This window comes from Cognatiyoonia koreensis, from assembly GCF_900109295.1.
GTDB classification, from domain to species: Bacteria; Pseudomonadota; Alphaproteobacteria; order Rhodobacterales; family Rhodobacteraceae; genus Cognatiyoonia; species Cognatiyoonia koreensis.
In genome coordinates this window covers 1,844,734-1,867,841 of the sequence record NZ_FOIZ01000001.1, presented here as the reverse complement: position 1 = coordinate 1,867,841, position 23,108 = coordinate 1,844,734, and the positions used below count along the sequence as shown (strand labels likewise).

Genomic DNA, 23,108 nt, shown 5'->3' with positions numbered 1-23,108 from the left:
TTCCTTTGAAAGTCAGATGATGTCTCTTGCCAACGGTCGTCCCTACCTTGCAATCCCCGGTCCATCCGTCATGCCCGATAAGGTGCTGCGGGCGATGCACCGCGCGTCTCCCAACATCTATGAAGGCGAATTGCACGATGTAACCTACAGCCTGATACCGGACCTGAAGTCGGTCGCGCGGACACGTCACGATGTCGCGATCTATATCGGCAACGGCCACGCAGCATGGGAAGCGGCGTTGTCCAACACGCTGTCGCGCGGCGACACGGTGCTGGTGCTTGCGACGGGGCGGTTCTGCATCGGCTGGGGCGAAATGGCGGCCAAGATTGGGGCGCAGGTTCAAACCATCGACTACGGGCAGCAAAGCGATGCCGACCTCGATCAATTCGAAGCGACGCTGGCTGCGGATAAGGATCACAGGATCAAGGCCGTGCTTGCTGTGCATGTGGATACCTCGACCAGCGTGAAAAACGACATCGCCGGCATGCGGGCGCGGCTGGACAAGCTGGGACACCCCGCGCTGCTGATGGCTGATTGCATTGCGTCACTTGGCTGCGACAGATTCGAAATGGATGCCTGGGGCGTCGATGTGATGGTCGCAGGCTGTCAGAAGGGGCTGATGACGCCTGCGGGCATGTCCTTTGTGTTCTTCAACGACAAGGCGAACGCAGCGCAAGGCAATTGCGTCACCCACTATTGGGACTGGCGACCGCGCACGGACCCCGAAGGTTACTGGCAGCTGTTTGATGGCACGGCCCCGACGCACCATCTTTTCGGGCTGCGAGCAGCACTGGACATGATCAATGAAGAAGGGTTGGAAAACGTCTGGGCGCGGCATGATCAAATCGCAGCGACGCTTTGGGCCGCTTGCGAGGCATGGCAAAGCGAAGGGCCGCTGTGGCTGAATATTCAGGATCGCGCCAAACGTTCGGTGGCTGTGACATCCATCGGGCTTGGGGCGGACAACGCCGATGCATTGCGGACATGGACGGAAACACACACCGGTCTGACACTGGGGATCGGGCTGGGGCGTGAACCCGCAAGCGGTTATTTCCGGGTCGGCCATATGGGGCATGTGAACGCACACATGATGATGAGCGTGGTCGGAACGATCGAGGCCGGACTGCTGGCGCTTGATCTGCCCCATGGTGCAGGCGCACTTGATGCCGCGGCACGCGTCATTGCGCAAAAGCCCGCAAAAGTAGACGCTTCACCGGTCGCGGCGTCGCACCCAGAACGTCATCCCGCGGTTCAGCGTCAATGCTGTGATTAGCGCCCAGATGATGCCGACGAAGGCTGTCATGACGAAGAACACCATGAACAGCAGCAGACCGAAGCTCCACAGAAAGGCATCGGTATAGTTTTCGGCGGCCTTGGGGTGGTTGTCCTGCATGCGGGCTCCTGAATGGCGATTTACAGGATATCAGATAAGGCGCGTTCGAATGCGTCAAGTTCCTCTGGCGGACCGGCGCTTACGCGGATGCAGCGGTCTTGCGGCGCAACGAATGGCATCCGCACGAAAATGCCTCTTTCGATCAGACCTTGGAGGAGCGCGCGCGCGTGATTTCCATCATGGCCGCAATCGATCGTCACAAAGTTCGTCGCACTTGGCAACGGAGTCAGTTTGTGGCGGATCGCGATCCCGGCAAGGCGGGTGCGCGCAGCGTCGACCTCTTGGCGGACATGGTCCAGCCAGGCTTGATCTTGCAACGCGGCCAGCGCCCCTGCCTGACTGATCCGGCTGATACCGAAATGATTGCGCACCTTGTTGAAAGCATTGATCAGGGGTTTTGGCCCGATGGCATAGCCGACGCGAATTCCGGCAAGCCCGTAGCCTTTCGAGAAGGTGCGCATGCGGATCACATTCGGATTTTCAGGATCAAGGGGCGGGATGGCCGTGTCGGGTGCGAGGTCGCTATAAGCTTCGTCCAGCACCAGCAGGCTGCCTTCTGGCACATGGGTGATCATATCCGCGACGGTCACGGCCCCATGCCAAGAGCCCATCGGATTATCCGGATTGGAAAAATAAATCAGCTTTGCCCCGGTTTCCTTTGCCTTGGCAATCAAGCGATCCGGATCTTCGAAGTCCCCGGCATAGGGCACGGTGTGGATGTGCGCCCCGAACCCGGCGGCGTGATAGTTGAACGTGGGATAGGCACCTGCCGATGTAACAACGCTGTCGCCTGCTGTCAGCGTGAGCCGGGCCAATAGCCCGAGCAAGCCGTCGATCCCTTCACCGACCATGATATGCGCCGCATCGATGCCGTGATGGGCGGCAAGTGCATGGCGCAGGTCATGGCATTCCGGATCGCCATATTTCCATGCATCTGTTGCTGCCGCCTGCATTGCTGCGACTGCCTGCGGCGATGGGCCAAAGCCGGATTCATTCGCGCCAAGACGTGCGATGAACGGGGCGTTACGCGCGCGTTCCTGGGCCTCTGGCCCCACAAAGGGAACGGAGGCGGGAAGGCTGGCGGCAAGGCTGGTCAAGCGGCTGTCTTCTGTCATGGCGTTGATCTAACCTGCCGTCCGACGAAGTTGCAATGGAGTGTGGTGTGCATATCTTTACTGGATGAACAGACGTGGATTCCTGATGACCAGTGGCGCGGTCGTGGTGGCCCGCAGCCTGCCGCTGGTCACCAAGCCGCCGGTGCGGCGCGTGCTGACACTGGTTTATGACAAGGCGCTTGGCGGGATGCGCGCGGTCGAGCGCATCGTGCGATGACAGCCGGCGCGCGCGTGCCGCGACGCCCCGCCCGCCATCCCGTAACGCCTTCGGCGAGAGTATTTTTGGCAAGATGATGGGGGCGAGGTCGTCTAGATTTCGTTGAGCCGGTCCATGGCGGCGTTCAATTGCGCTTCTTCGTTTTGGCGCAGCGCGAGGTTTTCGCGTGCTTCTGCCACGACTTCTGGCGGGGCGGAGGCGGCGAAGTTGGGGTTGTTTACGCGGCCTTCCAAGCCTTTGATTTCCTTTTGCAGTTTTGCAAGTGCCTTGCCCAGCCGGTCTTTTTCCGCGTCGACATCAATGATGTCAGCCAACGGCAGTGCGAAAGTCGCGCCGTTGGTTGGGACTGTCAGTGACCCTTTGGGTGCCGCGCCGATTGTGATCGTATCGACGCGGGCGAGTTTCTTGATCAGGGCTTCGTTCTTGTCCAAGGCGGCTTTGGCGTGATCGTCAGACTCTGTCTGGATCAGCGGCACCTTGAGCCCGGCGGGCACGTTCATTTGTGCCCGTGCCGAGCGGATGCCTTCGATCAGCGAGATCGTCCAGTTCATCTCGCGATCTGCGTTTTCGTCAACAAGATCAGCGGCTTGGTAAGCGGGCCAGTCGGTGTGCACCAGCATCTTTTCGCGGCTTCCCAGCGTCTGCCAAAGCTCTTCTGTGATGAATGGCATAATGGGATGCAGCAGGATCATGCATTGGTCCAGAACCCATTGCATCGTGGCTTGCGTTTCTTCTTTTGCGGCCTCGTCGCCGTCCATGAGGAGGGGTTTTGACAGCTCCACATACCAGTCGCAGACCTTGCCCCAGACAAAGGCGTAAAGTCCGTTGGCGGCGTCGTTGAAACGGTAGCTTTCCAAGGCTGCATTGACCGTTTCAAGGCACCGCGCTGTTTCCCCGATGATCCACTTGTTGACGCTGTGATTTGCGTGCACAGGGCGTGCACCGGGCGTGCACCGCATTTCTGCATAGACGTCGTTCATTTCCGCAAAGCGGCAGGCGTTCCAGAGCTTGGTCGAAAAGTTCCGGTAGCCCTTGATCCGGTCTTCGGAGATTTTCAGAACGCCCCCAAGTGCGGCCATCGCCGCGTTGGACATGCGCAGCGCGTCGGCCCCGTAGGCGTCGATCATGTCAAGCGGGTCGATCACGTTGCCCCGCGTCTTGGACATCTTTTCGCCCTTCGCGTCGCGCACCAATTGGTGGAGGTAGACGGTGTGGAACGGGTCTTCGTTCAGGACGGCTTGCGACATCATCATCATGCGCGCGACCCAGAAGAACAGGATGTCCTGCCCAGTGATGAGCACATCGCCGGGGAAGTATTTCATTGCCGGGTCGTCTTGGTCAGGCCAGCCGAGCGTGCCGAAAGGCCAGAGGCCGGAGGAGAACCATGTGTCGAGGACGTCGGGATCGCGGGCTAAGTCCACACTTCGAAGCGCTACCTTGCCACGTCCGCCAGCACCTTGCGCAACAGGGTTTGGAGCCTTCCTTTGTCCTGCTTTCGCCTGAAATTCGTCGAATGGAGAGAGATTAATTCGAACACTTTCACCATAGAATTCTTTCGCTTCCTTCGTTGCTTCTTCAAACGATGGTGCGCAGAAAGTTTTCATCGGATTGTAGGTCAAAGCGCGTGTTCCATGCTCTTGAATGGATTTACCAGCCTGTACATCTGGCCCATACCAAACCGGGATCTGATGCCCCCACCACAGCTGGCGCGAGATGCACCATGGTTCGATGTTTTCTAGCCAGTGGTAGTACACCTTTTCGCCGCTTTCGGGCATGATCTTGGTGCGCCCTTCGCGCACCGCATCTAGCGCGGGCTGCACGATTTGGGCGGTGTCGACGAACCATTGGTCAGTCAGCATCGGCTCAATCACCACTTTGGAGCGGTCGCCGAAGGGCTGCATGATCTTTTTGGCCTCGACCAGCGGGACGAGCTCGTCCGCCTCTGTGCGGGCCTCGCCACCTTCTTCGGGCGCAAAGGGGGCTTTGACTGCGGCTTTGCCAAGCCGTGGATCGGTCGCGACGGTCATGACCGCGAGCCCTTCGGCGGTGATGTCGGCGACTACGGCTTTGCGTGCTTCAAACCGGTCCATGCCGCGATAGGCGTCGGGCACGAGGTTCATGGCGGCGATCATTGCCTCGTCAAATTCCTGTTCACCGTTCGCGATGGCTTGGGCAGTGGCGGCTTCCTCTGCATAAGGTTTGCCATCGGCCCGCATCGCGCCGCGCGTGTCCATCAGGTTATACATCGGGATGTCGTTGCGTTTGGCGACTTCATAGTCGTTGAAGTCATGGGCACCCGTGATCTTCACCGCACCCGAACCGAAATTCATATCTGGGTAGGGGTCGGTGATGATCGGGATCAGGCGGCGCTGTTCCTTGGGGCCGACCGGAATTTCACAAAGTTTGCCGACGATGGGCGCATAACGTTCGTCGTCCTTGTGGACAGCGACCGCGCCGTCACCCAGCATGGTTTCGGGGCGGGTTGTGGCGATGGAGATGTAGTCGCGCGTTTCGGTGAAAAGGACATTCCCGTCCTCGTCCTTTTCGACGTAGTCGTAGGTTTCCCCACCCGCGAGCGGGTATTTGAAGTGCCACATGTGGCCATCGACTTCGATGTTTTCGACTTCGAGGTCGGAAATCGCGGTTTCGAAATGCGGGTCCCAGTTCACGAGGCGCTTGCCGCGATAGATCTTGCCCTGATTGTAGAGTTCGACAAAGACCTTGAGCACCGCGTCATGGAAGTTGCCGGGCTTTTCCGTGGCGGGCGCGGATTCAGCGCCGGACATGGTGAACGCCGAGCGGGACCAATCCATTGAATCGCCCAGACGGCGGGCCTGTTCTTCGATCATTCCGCCTTTGACGGCTTTCCATTCCCAGACCTTTTCAAGGAATTTTTCGCGCCCCAATTCGGTGCGCTTGGGCTGGCCTGTGTCGGCCAGTTCCTTTTCGACCATCAGCTGGGTGGCGATGCCTGCGTGATCCAGTCCCGGCTGCCAGAGCGTGTCATAGCCCTGCATCCGCTTCCAGCGCGTCAAAATGTCCATCAGCGTGTGGTTGAAGGCGTGCCCAACGTGCAGGTGGCCTGTGACATTGGGTGGCGGCAGCATGATGCAGAAGGTTTCGTCGCGCGACGCGTTGGCTCCGGCTTTGAACGCGCCTGCGTCTTCCCACATCTTGTAGATCGCGGCTTCGCGCATCTTTGCGTCGAATGTCTTTTCCATTGCCATATCTGTGCCGTCCTTTTGTGCTTGCCTGCGTCTTAAACAAACCAGTGAGAGGCGAAAAGGGCGGAATGCGCAAACCAGATGTTTGATCAGTTACACCTTGCCGGTTTCAGCAATGGCCTGCAGGCGGGCTGCATGCCTGCGCTGCGCGTTTTTTGCTTTCCCGTCGTTCCTTGTTGCGCAGGTGTCGGCGTTAGGGGTGGACCTTGCGCCTCTGGCGGTTAGGTTCTGCCTAACACCAGCCAAAGGATCACACGATGGACAAGTTCGGAAAAAGCCAGCCGGTCAAGCGGGTCGAGGATGTCCGTTTTCTGACAGGGGCGGGTCGCTATGTCGATGACATCGCACCCCATGATGCGCTGCATGCGTTTGTTATGCGCTCTCCCGTTGCCCATGGTGTGATCACCGCGCTGGACGTTGATGATGCGCGCGAGATGCCGGGTGTCGTCGCTGTCATCACCGGGCAGGATCTGCTGGATGCCGGCGTCAAGGTCGATATCAGCGGCGGTGCTGTCACGAACCGCGACGGGTCAAAGGGCGTCAAGCCGCTCCGCCCGGTTCTTGCCCTTGATCGCGTCCGCCACGTCGGTGAGGCTGTGGCCGTTGTCATCGCCGATACCTACGCAAATGCGAAGGATGCCGCCGAAGCAATCCTGTTGGACGTCGATGATTTGCCTGCGCATATCGATCTGTCCTTTTCCGGAGAGCCGCTTCACGATGCGGCCCCCGATAATCAGGTTTTTGATTGGGGTTTGGGTGATCTGGAGGCCGTCGATGCCGCTTTGGAAAGTGCCGCCCATGTGATCAAGGTCGATATCACCGACAACCGTGTGATCTGCAACGCCATGGAGCCACGCGGCTGTTTTGCCGAAATGGTCGATGGCCGCTTGCATGTGTCGTTCAACGGGCAGGGTGTCTGGGGACTGAAAGCGGACCTGGCCAAGATGTTTGGCATGGATGCCGAGGATATCCGCATCACCAACCCCGATGTGGGCGGCGGGTTTGGCATGAAGGCGTTCAACTATCCCGAATATCCCGTTGTTGCCTATGCTGCCAGGACGCTCGGCCGCCCTGTGCGCTGGATGTCGGAGCGCACCGAGGCGATGCTGACGGACAATGCCGGGCGCGATCTGGTGACGACGGCCACGATGGCCTTTGACGCCGATCATCGCATTGTCGCCTATCACCTTGATACGGTTGCGAATATGGGGGCCTATATCTCGGGCTTTGCACAGTTCATTCAGACTGATCTGTTTTCCAAGGTGCTGATGGGCACCTATGACGTGCAGGCGGCATACATGCGCACGCGCGGCGTTTTTACCAATACAACGCCTGTCGATGCCTATCGCGGCGCTGGCCGCCCAGAGGCGATTTTCGTGCTCGAACGCACCATGGACGAGGCCGCGCGCCAGCTGGGTGTCGATCCTTGGGAGTTGCGCAAGAAGAACTTTATCGCCCCCGACCAGTTTCCCTACACGACCGCGACAGGTGTCACCTATGACGTCGGTGAATTCGCGCGCGTCCTGACGCGGGTGGAGGGCGAGGCGGATGTCAGTGGCTTTGCCGCGCGCAAGGCCAAGAGCGCTGCCGCCGGAAAGCTGCGCGGGCAGGGGCTTTGCTATTACATCGAAAGCATTCTTGGAAATCCGTCCGAGACGACCAAGGTCGATTTCGTCGAAGACGGCGCGTTGATCTATGTTGGCACGCAATCGAACGGGCAAGGCCATGAAACCGTTTTCGCGCAATTCCTGTCAGACCAGACGGGTATCCCTGCGGACAAGATCAAGGTCATTCAGGGAGATAGCGATCTGATCGCGACGGGCGGCGGCACAGGTGGATCACGGTCCGTTACGGTGCAAAACACCGCGACGCTGGCGACGGTGGACAAGATGCTGATCGACTTCGGCGCGTTTCTTGCAGACACCGAAGGTGTCGATGCTGCTGCTGTGAGTTTCGATGACGAACGGTTCCGCATCGCCGGATCGAACCTGACCCCCACAATGCTGGAGGTCGCAGATATGGCCCGCGCCGCAGGGCGTGACGATCTGCTGACCCACACGGCGAAGATCACGCTGGAAAACCGGTCATTCCCCAACGGTGCGCATGTTGCCGAGATCGAGATCGACCCTGAAACCGGCGTTGTCAGTGTGGATCGCTACACTGTCGTTGACGATTTCGGAAACCTGATCAATCCGATGCTTGTGGCCGGTCAGGTGCACGGCGGCGTGGCCCAAGGTATCGGGCAGGCGCTGACCGAGCGGGTTGTCTTTGATGAGGACGGCCAACTGCTCACGGCGAGTTTTATGGACTATGGAATGCCGCGGGCGGACAATGTGCCTATGATCGATTTCTCGACCGAGGGGACACCCAGCACATATAACCCCATGGGCATGAAGGGTTGTGGCGAAGCGGGCACTGTCGGGGCGCTGGCCGCGGTTGCAAATGCTGTCCTTGATGCGATGTGGGACGAAGGTGTGCGCGCCATTGAAATGCCGTTCACGCCGCACCGTGTCTGGCAAACCCTGCAACAGGCGAAGGCAGACAGTGCCGCTGCGTGACTGGTTCCTTGGCCTTATTGGCCGCAAGCCCCTTCATGAAGAAGGGGCGCACCGTACACGCGGACCTGCCACCCATGTCATCATTCTGGACGGGACGGCGTCGAGTCTGGATCCGGGCAGCGAAACCAACGCCGGTCTGACCTTCAAGCTGCTGCGCGAAGCCGGACGGCGGGCCAATCTGACCGTCTATTACGAGGCGGGCATTCAATGGCGCGACTGGCGCAGCACATTGGATGTGATGGCCGGACATGGTACGAACCGATTGATCCGTAGGGCCTATGGCGTGATTGCCTCGCGGTATCGCGACGGCGACAAGATTATTCTGGTTGGTTATTCGCGCGGGGCGTTTGCTGCGCGATCGCTTGCGGGCGTCATCGACCTGATCGGGTTGCTCAAGGCCGATCATGCGACGGTCAGCAATATTCGCACCGCCTATCGCCACTACGAATCCGGCGCGGCCTCAGCGGCCGCTGTGGCCTTTCGCAAGAAATTCTGCCACCCCAAGGTCGAGATCGAAGCCGTCGCTGTCTGGGATACAGTCAAGGCACTGGGCTTGCGTCTGCCGCTGATCTGGCGCTGGACGACATCGCCACATGACTTTCATTCGCATGCGCTGGGCAACAGCATCCGCAACGGGTTTCATGCGCTGGCCATCGACGAACGCCGCGTCGCTTACGAACCGGTCATGTGGTCATGCCCAACCGAATGGAAGGGCCACATGGAACAGGTCTGGTTTCGTGGCACCCATGGCGACGTTGGCGGGCAGTTGAGCGGACATGAGGCCGCGCGCCCGCTGTCGAACATTCCGCTGGTCTGGATGCTGGAGCGGCTTGAAATGTGTGGTGTTCCCCTGCCTGAGGGTTGGCACAGCCGCTATCCGCAAGACGTGCGTGCGCCGTCGATTGGCGCATGGGCCGGTTGGTCCAAGATTTTCTGGTTGCGGCGCGCCCGCGTGGTTGGTGCCGACCCGTCTGAATCACTTCATTCAACGATTGCCGGAACCCAAGAGGCGGAACAGGCGATTGCGGCCGCCCATTCCTGAGGTTTGCGTCAGGCGACTTTTTGCAGCCGTGCCTTTGGCGTGATACCGAGCGCGTGGCACACATCGCGCGTCAGTTCGGGTTTGTTCAGCGTATAGAAATGCAGGTGTTCCACGCCGCCCCGGATCAGATCGTCGCAGAGTTCCGTTGCGAGCGCTGTGGACAGCAGATCCGTATTGCCGTCGCGCGTTGCATTGGCGAACCCGTCGCGGATCACCTGCGGGATGGCCGTGCCGCAGCTTTGTGCGAATTTCTGCACGCCGTTCCAGTTTTCGATCGGCAGGATGCCCGGAATGATCGGCGCGTCGATCCCCGCCTTGACGCAGGCATCGCGAAACCGAAAGAATGTGTCGGCCTCGAAGAAGAACTGCGTGATGGCGGACGTAGCACCGGCGTCGAACTTGCGCTTGAGATAGGCGATATCGGCGGCGTGGTCTGCGGCCTCTGGGTGCTTTTCGGGGTAGGCCCCCACAGTCAGGTTGAAATGGCCGGTGTCGGCAAGTGCGCTGATCAGGTCGACCGAGCTTTGAAAGCCCTCTGGATGCGGTGTGAACCGGTCCGTCGCCTGTGGCGCGTCACCGCGCAGGGCCACGATGTCGCGCACGCCTGATTTGGCGTAGGCATCCGCGATTTCCAGCGTTTCCGTGCGTGTTGCATCCACGCAGGTCAGGTGCGCCGCCACACGCAGGCCGGTTTCGGCGTGCAGCGTTTCCACCGCCTCGTGTGTCAGTTTGCGGGTGGTGCCACCGGCACCGTAGGTGACGGAAACAAAGGCCGGATCAAGCGGGGCAAGCGTGTTCACGCAGTCCCAGAGTTTGAAAGAGGCGGCGAGCGATTTCGGGGGGAAGAACTCGAAACTGATCTTGGGCATGATGTCGGCTCCAATAGGGACTTGTGTGTTATGCCCTGTTCCATGTTATGAGGCGAATTCATAACGCTCAGAAACATTATGAGGTTTGGTCATGCATATCGAGTTCCGCCATCTGCGCACGATCAAGGCGATCCATGATACTGGCGGGCTTGCCCGTGCGGCGGATTTGCTGCACATCACCCAGTCCGCCTTGTCCCACCAGATCAAGGGGATCGAGGATCAGGCCGGTGTCGAACTTTTTGTGCGCCGCACGAAGCCGTTGAAACTGTCTGCCGCGGGGATGAAGATGCTGGCCGCCGCAGAAGAAATCCTGCCGCGTGTCGCCGCCCTTGAGGCCGAGTTCGACGGGCTGATCGCAGGCAAAGCGGGCCGCTTGCACATCGCCATCGAATGTCACGCCTGTTTTGAGTGGCTGTTTCCCGTGCTGGAGAAATTCCGCAAGGCCTGGCCCGAGGTTGATGTCGATATCCGCCCCGGTCTGGCGTTTGATGCGATGCCGGCCTTGAAACGAGAAGAGGTTGATCTGGTGGTGTCATCCGATCCCGAAGACCTTGAGGATACGGATTTTACCCCGATTTTTGATTATGAGCCGGTTTTTCTGGCATCGTCCTTGCACCCCCTGGCGTCCAAGGATTACGTCGAAGCCCCTGATTTTCGGGGCGAAACACTGATCACCTATCCGGTGGACCGGTCGCGATTGGATGTCTTTTCCGAATTGCTGATCCCTGCCAAGGTCGAACCGGCAGCGGTGCGGCAGGTCGAACTGACATCCGTAATCCTGTTGCTGGTCGCGTCCAATCGCGGGGTGGCAGTGTTGCCGGACTGGGTTGTGCGCGAGGTGCGCTACAACGCAGATTACGTCACCAAGCCGCTGACCGCGAAGGGCGTCACAAAACGGCTTTATGCCGCGACCCGGTCGCAGGATACGAACCTGCCGTTCATGGCCCATCTGCTGCGGCTGGCACGACAGGAAGCGGTGAAACTGCAGCGGGTCTAATCCTCTCGACAGGGCTGGCTTGGCGGCCTATACGCCCCATCTGATCCAAGTAACGGAGTCGCCTGATGGCTGGCAGTGCAAATCTGAACGTGATGATGAAAGTGGCCCGCAAGGCTGGCCGCCAGCTGGTCAAGGACTTTGGCGAGGTCGAGAACCTGCAGGTGTCCAAAAAAGGCCCCGGTGATTTCGTCAGCCGCGCAGACCGCGAGGCCGAGGCGACCATCAAGGAAGAACTGATGGCCGCGCGCCCGTCGTATGGGTTTTGGGGCGAAGAAGGCGGCGAAATCGACGGCGAAGACCCGACACGCCGCTGGATCGTTGACCCGCTGGATGGCACCACGAATTTCCTGCACGGCCTGCCCCATTGGGCGGTGTCCATCGCGTTGGAGCATAAGGGAGCCGTTGTCGCGGGTGTGATCTATGATCCCGTCAAGGACGAGATGTTCTATGCCGAAAAGGGCTTTGGTGCTTTCGTGAACGAGGCCCGTTTGCGCGTCTCTGGCCGTCATCGCATGGCGGAGTGCCTGTTCGCGACGGGTCTGCCGTGGTCGGGCCGGGCCGATCTGCCCGAAACCCTGCAAGACCTTGCCCGCATCCTGCCTGCCTGTTCGGGCGTGCGCCGGTTCGGATCAGCTGCGCTTGATCTGGCTTATGTTGCCGCCGGTCGTTACGACGGGTTTTGGGAACGCCGCCTGAATGCATGGGACATCGCGGCCGGCATCATTATCGTGAAAGAGTCCGGCGGTCTGATCGAGCCGATGAATTCAGGTGATGATCTTTTGACAGGCGGCGCGCTTGTGTGTGCCAACGATTCGATATTCGACGCCTTCGCCAAAGTCGTGCGTAACAAAAGCTAGATTTCAAAGGCTGGCTTAGCGCCGTCTGACCACGGGAATACGGCTGCGCAACCTGCTGTAGTCTGCCGCCGGATGGTCGGGATGGTAGTCGGTATTGCGCCAGAACCTTTGCCCGCCCAAGCGCCGAAACGTCGGCAGGGTCAGCAGTGCCCCGATCACAAAGCCGGCCGCATGGGCCATATAGGCAATGCCTGCTTCTGTGCCGTTGATCGTGTTGAAAAGTTGCAGGCCGAACCAGACGCCAAGCATGATCCACGCGGGCAGAGGCAGGATGCGGAAGAACACGACGAAATAGATAAAGATATCCACTTTTGCCTTTGGAAACAGCAGGATGTAGCCGCCCATCACACCCGCAATCGCGCCCGATGCGCCCACGGTCGGCACGGGTGATCCGGGTTCCAGCGCAAATTGCGCGATGTTCGCCCCCACGCCGCAAACCATGTAGAACAAGGCAAAAACCACAGGGCCCATCTTGTCTTCGAGGTTGTCGCCGAAAATCCAGAGAAACAGCATGTTCCCGGCCAGATGCATGAATCCGCCATGCAAGAAGATTGCTGTCACAAGGCCGGAATAGCCTTCGCCCATGCTGATCCGCACAGGGATCATTCCGAAATGGTAATAGATGTAGCCAAGCGCCTGTTCCGAGGTGGCCAGCACGCTCATGAACAGGAAAATACCGACGTTCAGCGCAATCAGCACATAGGTGACGTAGGGCACCGTTTCAGACGGGTTGTGATCGCGGATCGGCAGCATGGCGCGACCGTCCGCGATCTATCCCGAAGCGTCAAGCGTCTTGCGAAACCGATGCAAGCAGTGCCGCGTTCCCGCCAGCAGCGGTGGTGTCGATGCAGATGTGGCGTTCATGCTGGACATGCGCAATATCGGGCTGCCCTGTGATCAGCGCCGTGATCGGCCCGTCACGTTGTGCCAGCGTTTGCGCGATGATCTGCCCTTGTTCACTGTCACCCCACCAGATCACGGCCGCCGCGTGCGGATGATCGTCAAGCGTGCCCGTCACAGGTGTGCCACCAAGTGCCTTGACTGCCTTGACCTGCGCATCGACATCCGGCCCGAGGCAGAGGATATCGCCGCGCGGGTGCACCGTCAGACGGTTGGATTCGCCTGTTGGCCCCGGCAGTTCCAGCGGTGTCAGTGTGGGGGTGACTGAAGATTTGCCAAAGCGGGGCAGGTAGTTCGGGCCACCTGCCTTTGGTCCGGTGCCGGACAGACCTTCGCCGCCGAACGGCTGGCTGCCCACGATCGCGCCGATCTGGTCGCGGTTCACGTAGATATTGCCAGCATTCACTGCGTTTACGATGTATTCGACCCGGTCGTCGATCCGTGTGTGCAAGCCGAAGGTCAGCCCGTAGCCGGTGCTGTTGATATCGGCGATGACCTGATTGAGCTTGCTGGATTTGAAGGTGGCCACATGGAGGACGGGGCCGAAGATTTCACGCTCCAGTTCCTTGATGCTGTTCACCTTGATAACGGTCGGGGCGATGTAGTGGCCTGTCGCGGGGGATTTCAGCGCGTGGATCACACGCCCGTCGGCTTGTGCCTTTGCGATGTGATCAGCGATGCCTTTGTGCGCAAGATCGTCGATGACGGGCCCCACATCGGTAGAGAGCGCCCAAGGGTCGCCCACGGTCAGCGCGTCCATCGCCCCGGTCAGCATGTCCATCAGCTTGTCAGCGACATCTTCTTGCACGTAGAGACAGCGCAGCGCAGAGCAACGTTGCCCCGCCGAGCGGAAAGCCCCGTTCACAATATCGCGCACGGCTGCTTCTGGCAGGGCAGTGCTGTCAACGATCATGGCGTTCAGCCCGCCGGTTTCAGCGATCAGCGGCGTGCCGGGTGCGCAGTGTTTGGCCATGCTGCTGTTGATCTTGCGTGCGGTCGCGGTCGAGCCGGTGAAGGCGACTCCGGTGACCTGTGCGTTGCCTGTGAGCGCCGCACCGACGGCACCGTCACCGGGCAAAAGCTGGATCGCCGCTTTGGGTACACCTGCCTTGTGCATCAGGCTGACGGCGAAATGCGCGATAATCGGCGTTTGCTCAGCCGGTTTGGCAAGCACGGCATTGCCCGCTGCAAGTGCCGCCGCGATTTGGCCGGAGAAGATTGCCAGCGGGAAGTTCCAGGGCGAAATGCAGACCCATGTTCCGCGCGGGCGTGGGTCGTTCTTTTTCGCCTGAGCTGCATAATAGCGCAGAAAATCTACGGCTTCGCGCAATTCGGCAACGGCGTCGGGCATGCATTTGCCAGCCTCGCGAGTCAGGATCGCAAAGATTTCGGCGGCGTTTTCCTCATAGAGATCGGCGACCGTGTTCAGGATCGCGGCGCGATCTGACACGGGTGCGTCCCACGTTTTGGCAGCGGCAAATGCAGTGGACACGTCCGTGTCGGTTGTCGCTTCGACCTGACCGACGATGTCGCCGGGGTTGGCCGGATTGAGGACAGGACGCGCATCGGATGATCCGCCCTTGCGCCCGACAACAAGCGGGGCGGCTTGCCAAGTCTTTGTCCGCAGTGGTTCGCGGTCATGGGCGATTTGCGCGAGGGTCGGGCGGTCTGTCAGATCGAAGCCTTTGGAATTCACGCGTTCCGGCATGAAAAGGGCTGGTCCTGTCGGCAGGTCAGGCATGTGGCCGATTTTTTCAAACGGGCAGGAGGCGACTTCTGCGGCGGGCACGTCTTCGTCGACGATCTGGTTCACGAAGGACGAGTTTGCCCCGTTTTCAAGCAGACGACGGACCAGATATGCCAAGAGATCTTCGTGCGCGCCGACGGGGGCGTAGATCCGGCAGTGTGTCCTGTTGGCCTTTAACACGATGGTGTGCAGCGCTTCGCCCATGCCGTGCAGCCGCTGGAATTCGTAGTCTTCGGGTGTTTTGCCGAGCGTCTTGGCCAGATCAAGGATCGCCGCGACGGTGTGGGCATTGTGCGTGGCGAACTGCGGATAAATCCGGTCCGTGCGGGACAGCAGTTTGCGCGCATTCGCGATATAGCTGACGTCGGTGTGTTCCTTGGCGGTGAAAACTGGAAAGCCGGGCAGGCCTTCGGTTTGGGCGCGTTTGATTTCCGTGTCCCAATACGCCCCTTTGACAAGGCGCACCATGATCTTGCGATCCAGCCGGTCGGCCATGTCGTAAAGCGTGTCGATCACATGACCGGCCCGCTGGCCATAGGCCTGCACGACGATCCCGAACCCATCCCAACCGGCGAGGGCAGGTTCGGCCAGCACCGCTTCGATCACGTCAAGTGACAGGGCAAGGCGATCGGCCTCTTCGGCGTCGATGTTAAAGCCCATCCCTGCCGATTTCGCCAGCATTGCAAGTGCGCGCACGCGGGGGACAAGTTCGGTCATCACGCGGTCTTCCTGCGCGATTTCATAGCGGGGGTGCAGCGCGGACAGTTTGACAGAAATACCGGGATTTTCGGCGACTGACTTGTGTGTGCAATGGGTCGCAATCGCGCTGATCGCGCGGGAATAGGCGAGGTGATAGGCCCGTGCGTCCGCGTCGTTGCAGGCCGCTTCGCCAAGCATGTCATAGCTGTAGGTAAAGCCTTTCTTCTGCATCCCTTCGGCGCGTTTCATCGCCTTTTCGATGGTTTCGCCAAGCACGAACTGACGGCCCATTTCGCGCATCGCACGCCCGACAGCTGTGCGGATGACAGGTTCGCCAAGCCGCTTGACCGCACCGCGCAAGGACCCGATGAGACCCGGCTTTTCGTCTTCGAGCACGCGACCGGTCAACATGAGCGCCCAGGTCGATGCGTTCACCAGCGAGGAGGTCGATTTGCCAAGGTGCGTGCCCCAGTCCGACGGGGCGATCTTGTCTTCGATCAGCTCGTCCATCGTATCTGCATCCGGCACCCGCAAAAGGGCCTCTGCCAGACACATCAGCGCGATGCCCTCATCAGTCGAAAGACCGTATTCGGCAAGGAAGACTTCCATCAGGCCCGGATCGGCACTGCCGCGAATCTCTTTCACCAGATCGGTGGCTGCCGCGTGGATGCGCTTGCGGTCGGCGTCCGATAGCGCCGCCTCTTTCACGAGGCGGTTGATGGTTGCCATTTCGTCGGCAAGGTAAGCGGAATCAATGGTGGCGCGAAGATCAGAGGCAGAATCACGTGGCATCATGGCACCTTTCAGCTGAGCACATAGATTACGTTAGCAAGAATTTGCCGGTCGATTTGACTGAGTTCTTTCGGCATGCCAGCATTCCGTCTTATCAACCTGCCAGATGATAGGATATTGTCCTGTGAGCATAGATCAATTTGACCGCAAGATCCTGGACATCCTCGCAACTGAAGGGCGGATCAGTGTCACGGCCCTTGCCGGGCGCATCGGCCTGTCAAAATCCCCGACGCAAGCGCGGCTGAAACGGCTGGAAGACAGCGGGATCATTCGCGGCTATCGCGCCCTGTTCGATTCGATTCAATTGGGTCGGGACCACATCACGTTTGTCGAAGTGAAATTGTCGGACACCCGGGAGACAGCACTGGCACAGTTCAATACGGGCGTTCTGAAAATTCCGGAGATCGAACAATGCCATATGATCGCCGGCACGTTTGATTATCTTTTGAAGGTCCGCACCAGTGGCATGACCGGTTATCGTGCGGTGCTGGCCGAAAAGATTTCGACCCTTCCACACGTCGCCAACACATCGACCTATGTTGCCATGCAGGCGGTCAAGGAAGAGGCGGTCGAACCCGTCGCTCCGGGCGGCTGAGTTGACGTTGCCCGCATGCGACCCATCATTTGGGGCATGAGGTATTTCATCGCCGTCGCCCTTTTGGCCGCGACACCCGCCATTGCAGATACGTGTCCACCTGCGCCCGACCACGCCGCCGCATTGGCGGAACGACTGGCATTGTTGAAGGACAGCGCTTCGCCTGCAGAGGCGCAGCAGATCAGCGACATGTTATGGCAGCTTTGGACCGACGCGCCTGACGCCAAGGCGCAGGCCTTGTTGGATGAAGGCATGCGTCAGCGGTCAGGGTTTGATTTGGCGGGTGCGCGGGAAACCCTAGACGAACTGGTCGCCTACTGTCCGGACTATGCCGAGGGCTATAACCAGCGCGCGTTCGCGCATTATCTGGCACAGGACTTTGCGGCCGCCCTTGTCGATCTGGATCGCGCCCTTGAGATCATGCCGGAGCACATCGGGGCGTTGTCGGGCAAGGGGCTGACCCTGATGGGGCTTGGACGCGACGAGGAGGCGCAAGATGCCCTGAAAGCTGCCGTTGCGCTGAACCCGTGGCTGAATGAGCGCGCACTTATCAAAGAGCCGGAAGGTACTGATATCTGACACTTGCGGGCCGCGGGCCTGCCGCTTAGGAATGCGGTGTGCCCCCGTGGTGGAATGGTAGACACTGGAGACTTAAAATCTCTTGGGCGTATGCCCGTGCCGGTTCGAGTCCGGCCGGGGGCACCACCGCCTATCCTGATTAGCCGTCGATGGCTGCTGCCGACAGGGCAATCGCCTGTTGATAGACGGTTGCCGCGTTCCATTCGTTCAAGACCCGGAAATTCGCCGTGCCTTCCTGATAGGGCTGACCCGGTTGCCAACCTTTCTGGCGCAGGAAGTTTGCAGTCGATGCGAGGCTGTCAGAGACCGTATAGAGATCAACGCGCCCGTTTCCGTCAGCATCCACACCGTAGCGCAATGCATTGCCGGGCAAGAACTGGGTGTGGCCCATTTCACCGTGTGCCGCACCGCGCTGGTTGCTGTCCAGACCGCCGCGATCCACAAGGATCAGGGCCGACAGGGCGTGCGGTTCAAAAAAGCTTGCCCGGCGGCAATCGTAGGCCACGGTGGTGATTGAATCGACCACTGGCGTATTGCCCATGTTGCGCCCGAACCCGGTTTCCATGCCGTGGATCGCAAGCAGGATACCGGCTGGCACGCCGTAAGAGGCTTCGAGAGAGGCGTAGAAATTCGCGTTCTGTGCTTTTACCCGCCGCGCCTGCGCCGCAAAGCTGTCGATGGAGCCAAGACGGATCCGGATGAAATCGTTCAGCGCGTATTTCACGCCGCGCTGGTTGCGGTCCGCGTTGATGGTTGATTGCGAGTATTGCGCGTTGGCAAGCGCCTGAAGGCCGCGCTGGCCGACACCGGCAGCCGCCGCTTCCTGTGCGAAAGCCTGTTTCCAGGCCGCAAAGCCAGAAGCGTCGTTGCCGCAAGTTGCGGCATTCGCGGAACCCGCGACGCAAATTGCCAAAGCGGCAGCAGTGAACGATTTATACATTTTGGCAGTCTCTTCGATTTGGAATTGGTCTGGGCTAGTTAACATGACTGGCCCCCCAACGTTCAAGGTGAGGTTTTCCGCCACTTGAAGGGGCGGCGGTTTGCCGCGCTGTCGGCAAACGATCGTCTTGATCTTGCTTTGCCGTGTTGCGGCCCGCTTTGCGCTGAGCAGGATTTCAAGCGTGCTTGGGTTGCGGTTGCCCTGCGATCAGTCGCGCTGGCCTGCGAACCGTTCCGCCCATTCCGCACGTTCGTCATCCGTGATCTTGCGGAACAGGTTTTCGGGTACGCTGAATGCGTGTCCTGCTGGCAGTGCCGCCAGTTCCGCGCCGATGTCGCTGGGCCAATCGCCGGATGTGTTCATCGCATCCAGCATGGTTTTGCTGGCCGTCGGGATGAACGGGGCGGACAGGATGCCATAAAGCCGGATGAGGTTCAGGCCGACGCGCACCTGCATCGCGGCCTGTGCCTCGTCCGTCTTGATCGTGCTCCAAGGTGCTGCGGCTTGCAGGTATTCGTTGCCGGCCACCCAGATTGCGCGCAGTTCGGCGGCGGCCTTGCGGATTTCGATGGCGTCCATGTGGCTTTCATAAGCCTTCAGCCGCATCGTCAGGTCGGCAATCAGTGCGTTTTCCTGTTCGCCGTATGTGCCACCGTCCGGCACGGTTTCCCCGAATTTGGAGCGGCAGAACTTTGTGATCCGGCTCACGAAATTCCCGAGCACGTCGGCGAGGTCCTTGTTCACATCGGTCTGGAAATTTTCCCATGTGAATTCCGCGTCGGAGCTTTCGGGAATATGCGACAGCAACCACCAGCGCCAGTAATCCGCCGGCAGGATTTCGAGTGCCTGATCCTGAAACACGCCGCGCCCGCGCGATGTGCTGAACTGCCCGCCATCATAATTGAGGTAGTTGAACGACTTGATGTAATCGACCAGTTTCCATGGTTCTTGTGTGCCTTTGATCGTGGCGGGGAAGGACAGCGTGTGGAAGGGGACGTTGTCCTTGCCCATGAACTGCGTATAGCGCACGTCATCGGCCCCCTTGTCGGTGCGCCACCAGCTTTCCCAGTCTGACCCTTTCCCGGCGTCCACCCATTCCTGCGCGCAGGCGATGTATTCGATGGGGGCGTCGAACCAGACGTAAAAGACCTTACCTTCCATGCCCGGCCAGTCTTTTTCGCCGTCTTTCACGGGGATTCCCCAGTCCAGATCACGGGTGATGCCGCGATCTTGCAGGCCGTCGCCATCCGTCAGCCATTTCTTGGCGATCGAGGTCGTCAGGATCGGCCAGTCTGTCTTGCTGTCGATCCATGCGGCGAGGTCGTCCTTCAGTTCGGACTGACGCAGGTAGAGGTGTTTGGTCGTGCGCACTTCCAGATCGGTTGCGCCAGAGATCGTTGAGTGCGGTTCGATGAGGTCGGTGGGGTCAAGCTGCTTGGTGCAGTTGTCGCATTGATCGCCGCGCGCGCTGTCGAACCCGCAATTCGGGCAGGTGCCTTCGATATAGCGGTCCGGCAGGAACCGTCCGTCGGTGATGGAATAGACTTGTTCTTCGGTGACTTCGCGGATCAGGCCGACTTCGTTCAGGCGCCCCGCGAAAGCCTGTGTCAGCTTGTGGTTTTGTGGGCTGGATGACCGTCCGAAGTGGTCAAACGACAGACCGAAACCCTTGGCGATATCCGCCTGAATCGCGTGCATTTCGGCACAATAGTCCGCGACAGGCTTTCCGGCCTTGGCGGCCGCCAGTTCGGCGGGTGTGCCGTGTTCGTCTGTGGCGCAAAGGAACAGGACGTCATGCCCACGTCCGCGCAGGTAACGTGCGTAAAGATCAGCCGGCAGCTGCGAGCCGACAAGATTGCCCAAGTGCTTGATCCCGTTGATGTAGGGGATGGCTGATGTGATCAGGTGGCGGGCCATGCGGTTCAGTCCTTTTGCTTGCCGCGCTGTTCTAGCGGGCAAGGGGCGGGGATGCCATACGCAACTGTGTTTCCAAACCTGCAACAATGATTTCGCACTGTTGCCATATTTGGAACAATGTCGCGTGGTTAATATTTCCCTATCAACGCCTCCTCAGGGTTCGCGGTGGGGCGAAACCTGGCAAGAAGCGCAGTACGTGTGAAAGGGCCTCTTCACACGACTGCGCTTTTTCTTTTCTGGATGACGCTCAGTCCTTGCGGTCGCGGCTGCGTCCCAGCAAACGCCCGATCATGAAGGTTGTGCGCGGTGCGTAGACATAGCGTGTCCGTCTGCCCGGCGAGTCGCGTACCCGCATCCGCGCGAGGCCGAAGATCACAAGGCCAATATGGCCGACCGCAATAAGCGTGAACATCGCGAATGGGCCGAACCATGCAATCAAGAGCGACGCGATATAGGGCGCAGCAATCGCCCCGATTGCGTAGTAGAACATCAAGGCTGCCGATAGCGGGACCCGCTGTTCCTGTGTTGCGAAATCATGCGCGTGCGCTGCTGCGACCGAGTAGATCGGAAATGTCGTGAAGCCGAAAATGAAGGCAAGCAGCATGATCGTTTCCGGGCTGGACCCATGCGCAAGATACTGTGACGCACAAGACAGGGTTGCCGCTACCGACAGCCAGATCAGCACGCGGCGGCGGTCGAACCTGTCCGCGATCCAGCCGGTCGGGATCTGTGACAGCGCCCCGCCAGCGACAAATGCGGCAAGGAAGATACCGATCTGGCCCGGAGCCAGCCCGAGTTCGATACCATAGATCGGGCCAACCATGCGGAATGACGCGCTTGACAGTGCTGCGACAACGACGCCTGCCACCGCAAGGGGCGATGCTTTCCATGCAAGGATCGGTTCGAGCCGTGTTGCGGCTGGTGTTTCGGGCTGTTCGTTCTTGGTCAGCGCCAACGGCAGCAAGGAGGCGCAGCAGATGATCGTCAGCAGGTTATAGGCAATATAGGTTTCCAGATTGGCCAGCGCGCCGATCATGAACTGCGCAATCAGCGAACTGACAATATCGACGAAACGATAGCTGCCCATTGCCCGCCCGCGCGTTTCATTGGTGACCTTGGCCTGCAACCATGCTTCGATCACCGTGTAACACCCGGCGATGCAGATGCCTGATCCCACACGGAACAGCGCCCACCAATTCGGGTCTGTTACCAGCACATGCGCCGCAAGCCCGATCGCCCCTGTGGCCGCGAAGATCGCGAAGGCCCGGCTGTGACCGACCCCGCCCATCAAGCGCGGTGCCCACCAGCAGCCGATGAAAAAGCCGAAGAAATGCGCCGATCCTAGAAAGCCGACCTGTTCGGGTGTCATACCGGTGGCCAGCCCCGTCAAAGCATCAAGAGGGCCGACACCGCCTGAAGACAACTGGAGAAGACCCGCCGAAAGAAACAAGGCCGCAAATGAAATCGCCATACGCATGAGCTGGAAATTGCGCCTGTTCGGCAAACTTGGCAATCGGTTTGTCGCTTGCACCCGGCACCGCGCCGATTAGGGTCGCACAAAACGAGAGAGGACGTATGCGATGAAGATGATCCCGCTTGGGCGCACCGAAATAGAGGTTTCCGATTGGTGCCTGGGGACGATGACCTATCCGACCCATACACCCGAAGCCGATGCCCACAGGCAGATCGACATAGCACTGGATGCCGGCATCAATTTTCTTGATACGGCAGAGGCCTATCCGGTCGCACCGATGAGCGCCGACACGGTCGGCGATTCTGAGCGCTGTATCGGCCGTTGGTTGGCTGCATCCGGGCGGCGTGATGAATGGGTTATCGCCACAAAGGTTGCAGGCGATAATCCCGGCTGGCTGAGAGACGGCAAGGGATATGACGGTGCAGTGATCCGCGAGGCTGTCGATCTGTCTTTGCAACGGTTGCAGACCGATTACATCGATCTTTACCAGATGCACTGGCCGATGCGCGGATCATATATGTTCCGCCAGAACTGGACCTTTGATCCTTCGGGCCAGAACCGGCAGGAGACCCTTGATCATATGCTGGACGTGCTGGGGGCGCTTGATGACTGCGTGAAGGCCGGCAAGATCCGCGCCATCGGAATGTCGAACGAAAGTGCCTGGGGCATGACGAAATGGTGCGATGTGGCTGAAGCTGAAGGGCTGCCACGCATGGCTTCTGTTCAGAACGAGTATTCGCTGATGTGCCGCCTTTATGACACCGACATGGCCGAGATGGCGGTGAACGAGGATGTCACGCTTCTGAGCTTTTCGCCCCTGGCGGCGGGCATCCTGACGGGCAAGTACAACGACGGGTCAGTCCCTGCGGGCAGCCGCATGTCGGTGATCCCCGAGATGGGAGGCCGCATGACACCGCGCACCTTGCCTATCGCCCAGGTCTATACCGATCTGGCCCAAAGCCACGGGCTTGACCCCGCGCATATGGCGCTGGCCTGGCAGCGGTCGCGTCCGTTCCCGATTTCCGCGATTTTCGGGGCCACGACATCTGACCAGCTTGCACATCTTCTTGAAGCCAAGGATCTGACGCTGGACGCCGATCTAATCGCCGAGATTGACGCCGCCCATCGCGCCAATCCGATGCCGTATTGAATTGTGCACCTGCGGTGCATTCCATTCTGGCCGCATCGGAGCA

18 protein-coding genes and 1 tRNA gene are annotated in these 23,108 nt (G+C 59.7%); 10 read left to right on the top strand and 9 right to left on the bottom strand.

Annotated elements, in window-relative coordinates:
- Positions 1-19 precede the first annotated feature (19 nt).
- Entirely contained in the window at positions 20-1,273 is a 1,254-nt protein-coding gene (locus BMY44_RS09315; protein ID WP_242650550.1) for a pyridoxal-phosphate-dependent aminotransferase family protein, read from the top strand.
- Here the strand turns inward: BMY44_RS09315 and BMY44_RS09310 are convergent.
- Positions 1,211-1,393 (bottom strand): hypothetical protein, encoded by a 183-nt coding sequence (locus BMY44_RS09310; protein ID WP_089993135.1) that lies wholly within the window; start codon positions 1,391-1,393, stop codon positions 1,211-1,213. The two genes, BMY44_RS09315 and BMY44_RS09310, sit on opposite strands and share 63 nt — an antisense overlap.
- Positions 1,394-1,413: 20 nt before the next feature.
- Complete coding sequence (locus BMY44_RS09305; RefSeq protein ID WP_089993132.1) at positions 1,414-2,508, bottom strand: pyridoxal phosphate-dependent aminotransferase; 1,095 nt, start codon at positions 2,506-2,508, stop codon at positions 1,414-1,416.
- Positions 2,509-2,593: 85 nt separating this feature from the next.
- Between BMY44_RS09305 and BMY44_RS09300 the strand changes: the two genes are divergently transcribed.
- Positions 2,594-2,725 (top strand): Tat pathway signal protein, encoded by a 132-nt coding sequence (locus BMY44_RS09300; protein ID WP_242650511.1) that lies wholly within the window; start codon positions 2,594-2,596, stop codon positions 2,723-2,725.
- Between the two features lie 92 nt (positions 2,726-2,817).
- Here the strand turns inward: BMY44_RS09300 and BMY44_RS09295 are convergent, their stop codons facing one another.
- Positions 2,818-5,952: a valine--tRNA ligase gene (locus BMY44_RS09295; protein WP_089993125.1), complete on the bottom strand. Its 3,135-nt coding sequence runs from the start codon at positions 5,950-5,952 to the stop codon at positions 2,818-2,820.
- A 254-nt stretch (positions 5,953-6,206) separates the two neighbouring features.
- Between BMY44_RS09295 and BMY44_RS09290 the strand changes: the two genes are divergently transcribed.
- The gene (locus BMY44_RS09290; protein WP_089993122.1) at positions 6,207-8,507 is read left to right on the top strand and encodes a xanthine dehydrogenase family protein molybdopterin-binding subunit; all 2,301 of its coding nucleotides are present in this window, start codon (positions 6,207-6,209) and stop codon (positions 8,505-8,507) included.
- Positions 8,494-9,549 carry a DUF2235 domain-containing protein gene (locus BMY44_RS09285; RefSeq protein ID WP_207510503.1) on the top strand — a complete coding sequence of 352 codons (1,056 nt, stop codon included), beginning with the start codon at positions 8,494-8,496 and terminating at the stop codon, positions 9,547-9,549. Before BMY44_RS09290 ends, BMY44_RS09285 begins: the two co-directional genes overlap by 14 nt.
- 8 nt (positions 9,550-9,557) lie before the next feature.
- On the opposite strand, the gene metF is transcribed toward BMY44_RS09285, so the two are convergent.
- Positions 9,558-10,418 carry a methylenetetrahydrofolate reductase [NAD(P)H] gene (gene metF / locus BMY44_RS09280; protein ID WP_089993116.1) on the bottom strand — a complete coding sequence of 287 codons (861 nt, stop codon included), beginning with the start codon at positions 10,416-10,418 and terminating at the stop codon, positions 9,558-9,560.
- 91 nt (positions 10,419-10,509) lie between these two features.
- On the opposite strand from metF, the gene BMY44_RS09275 reads away from it, so the two are divergent.
- Entirely contained in the window at positions 10,510-11,415 is a 906-nt protein-coding gene (locus BMY44_RS09275; protein ID WP_089993114.1) for a LysR family transcriptional regulator, read from the top strand.
- A 65-nt stretch (positions 11,416-11,480) separates the two neighbouring features.
- Complete coding sequence (locus BMY44_RS09270; protein WP_089993111.1) at positions 11,481-12,272, top strand: inositol monophosphatase family protein; 792 nt, start codon at positions 11,481-11,483, stop codon at positions 12,270-12,272.
- A gap of 15 nt (positions 12,273-12,287) precedes the next feature.
- Here BMY44_RS09270 and BMY44_RS09265 read toward each other — a convergent pair whose 3' ends face one another.
- Together BMY44_RS09265 and putA are read right to left on the bottom strand one after the other, a co-directional pair.
- Entirely contained in the window at positions 12,288-13,025 is a 738-nt protein-coding gene (locus BMY44_RS09265) for a rhomboid family intramembrane serine protease (protein WP_089993109.1), read from the bottom strand.
- Positions 13,026-13,056: 31 nt separating this feature from the next.
- Positions 13,057-16,410, bottom strand: coding sequence for a bifunctional proline dehydrogenase/L-glutamate gamma-semialdehyde dehydrogenase PutA (gene putA / locus BMY44_RS09260; protein WP_089994747.1), 3,354 nt, complete (start codon positions 16,408-16,410; stop codon positions 13,057-13,059).
- A gap of 106 nt (positions 16,411-16,516) precedes the next feature.
- Between putA and BMY44_RS09255 the strand changes: the two genes are divergently transcribed.
- The 3 genes from BMY44_RS09255 (at position 16,517) to BMY44_RS09245 (ending at position 17,710) form a co-directional block, all read left to right on the top strand.
- Entirely contained in the window at positions 16,517-17,005 is a 489-nt protein-coding gene (locus BMY44_RS09255; protein ID WP_089993106.1) for an Lrp/AsnC family transcriptional regulator, read from the top strand.
- A 15-nt stretch (positions 17,006-17,020) separates the two neighbouring features.
- Positions 17,021-17,584: a tetratricopeptide repeat protein gene (locus BMY44_RS09250; protein ID WP_242650510.1), complete on the top strand. Its 564-nt coding sequence runs from the start codon at positions 17,021-17,023 to the stop codon at positions 17,582-17,584.
- 40 nt (positions 17,585-17,624) lie between these two features.
- Positions 17,625-17,710 (top strand) — tRNA-Leu (locus BMY44_RS09245).
- 13 nt (positions 17,711-17,723) lie between these two features.
- Here BMY44_RS09245 and BMY44_RS09240 read toward each other — a convergent pair.
- The 3 genes from BMY44_RS09240 to BMY44_RS09230 form a co-directional block, all read right to left on the bottom strand.
- Positions 17,724-18,524 carry a lytic murein transglycosylase gene (locus BMY44_RS09240; RefSeq protein ID WP_089993101.1) on the bottom strand — a complete coding sequence of 267 codons (801 nt, stop codon included), beginning with the start codon at positions 18,522-18,524 and terminating at the stop codon, positions 17,724-17,726.
- Between the two features lie 207 nt (positions 18,525-18,731).
- The gene (gene metG, locus BMY44_RS09235; protein ID WP_089993098.1) at positions 18,732-20,441 is read right to left on the bottom strand and encodes a methionine--tRNA ligase; all 1,710 of its coding nucleotides are present in this window, start codon (positions 20,439-20,441) and stop codon (positions 18,732-18,734) included.
- A 247-nt stretch (positions 20,442-20,688) separates the two neighbouring features.
- Positions 20,689-21,918, bottom strand: a complete 1,230-nt coding sequence (locus BMY44_RS09230) for an MFS transporter (protein ID WP_089993095.1) — start codon at positions 21,916-21,918, stop codon at positions 20,689-20,691.
- 103 nt (positions 21,919-22,021) lie between these two features.
- Between BMY44_RS09230 and BMY44_RS09225 the strand changes: the two genes are divergently transcribed.
- A complete protein-coding gene (locus tag BMY44_RS09225) occupies positions 22,022-23,065 on the top strand; it encodes an aldo/keto reductase (protein ID WP_089993092.1) in 1,044 nt (347 codons plus the stop codon).
- Positions 23,066-23,108: the final 43 nt, after the last annotated feature.

Excerpts from the sequence above, each read along its gene's own strand:
- BMY44_RS09250 (WP_242650510.1), top strand. The coding sequence starts at position 17,021 with ATGCGACCCATCATTTGGGGCATGAGGTATTTCATCGCCGTCGCCCTT.
- BMY44_RS09270 (WP_089993111.1), top strand. The coding sequence starts at position 11,481 with ATGGCTGGCAGTGCAAATCTGAACGTGATGATGAAAGTGGCCCGCAAG.
- BMY44_RS09240 (WP_089993101.1), bottom strand. The coding sequence starts at position 18,524 with ATGTATAAATCGTTCACTGCTGCCGCTTTGGCAATTTGCGTCGCGGGT.
- BMY44_RS09295 (WP_089993125.1), bottom strand. The coding sequence starts at position 5,952 with ATGGCAATGGAAAAGACATTCGACGCAAAGATGCGCGAAGCCGCGATC.
- BMY44_RS09310 (WP_089993135.1), bottom strand. The coding sequence starts at position 1,393 with ATGCAGGACAACCACCCCAAGGCCGCCGAAAACTATACCGATGCCTTT.
- BMY44_RS09300 (WP_242650511.1), top strand. The coding sequence starts at position 2,594 with ATGACCAGTGGCGCGGTCGTGGTGGCCCGCAGCCTGCCGCTGGTCACC.
- BMY44_RS09265 (WP_089993109.1), bottom strand. The coding sequence starts at position 13,025 with ATGCTGCCGATCCGCGATCACAACCCGTCTGAAACGGTGCCCTACGTC.
- putA (WP_089994747.1), bottom strand. The coding sequence starts at position 16,410 with ATGCCACGTGATTCTGCCTCTGATCTTCGCGCCACCATTGATTCCGCT.
- BMY44_RS09275 (WP_089993114.1), top strand. The coding sequence starts at position 10,510 with ATGCATATCGAGTTCCGCCATCTGCGCACGATCAAGGCGATCCATGAT.
- BMY44_RS09255 (WP_089993106.1), top strand. The coding sequence starts at position 16,517 with ATGATAGGATATTGTCCTGTGAGCATAGATCAATTTGACCGCAAGATC.
- metG (WP_089993098.1), bottom strand. The coding sequence starts at position 20,441 with ATGGCCCGCCACCTGATCACATCAGCCATCCCCTACATCAACGGGATC.
- BMY44_RS09305 (WP_089993132.1), bottom strand. The coding sequence starts at position 2,508 with ATGACAGAAGACAGCCGCTTGACCAGCCTTGCCGCCAGCCTTCCCGCC.
- BMY44_RS09290 (WP_089993122.1), top strand. The coding sequence starts at position 6,207 with ATGGACAAGTTCGGAAAAAGCCAGCCGGTCAAGCGGGTCGAGGATGTC.
- metF (WP_089993116.1), bottom strand. The coding sequence starts at position 10,418 with ATGCCCAAGATCAGTTTCGAGTTCTTCCCCCCGAAATCGCTCGCCGCC.
- BMY44_RS09225 (WP_089993092.1), top strand. The coding sequence starts at position 22,022 with ATGAAGATGATCCCGCTTGGGCGCACCGAAATAGAGGTTTCCGATTGG.
- BMY44_RS09315 (WP_242650550.1), top strand. The coding sequence starts at position 20 with ATGTCTCTTGCCAACGGTCGTCCCTACCTTGCAATCCCCGGTCCATCC.
- BMY44_RS09230 (WP_089993095.1), bottom strand. The coding sequence starts at position 21,918 with ATGCGTATGGCGATTTCATTTGCGGCCTTGTTTCTTTCGGCGGGTCTT.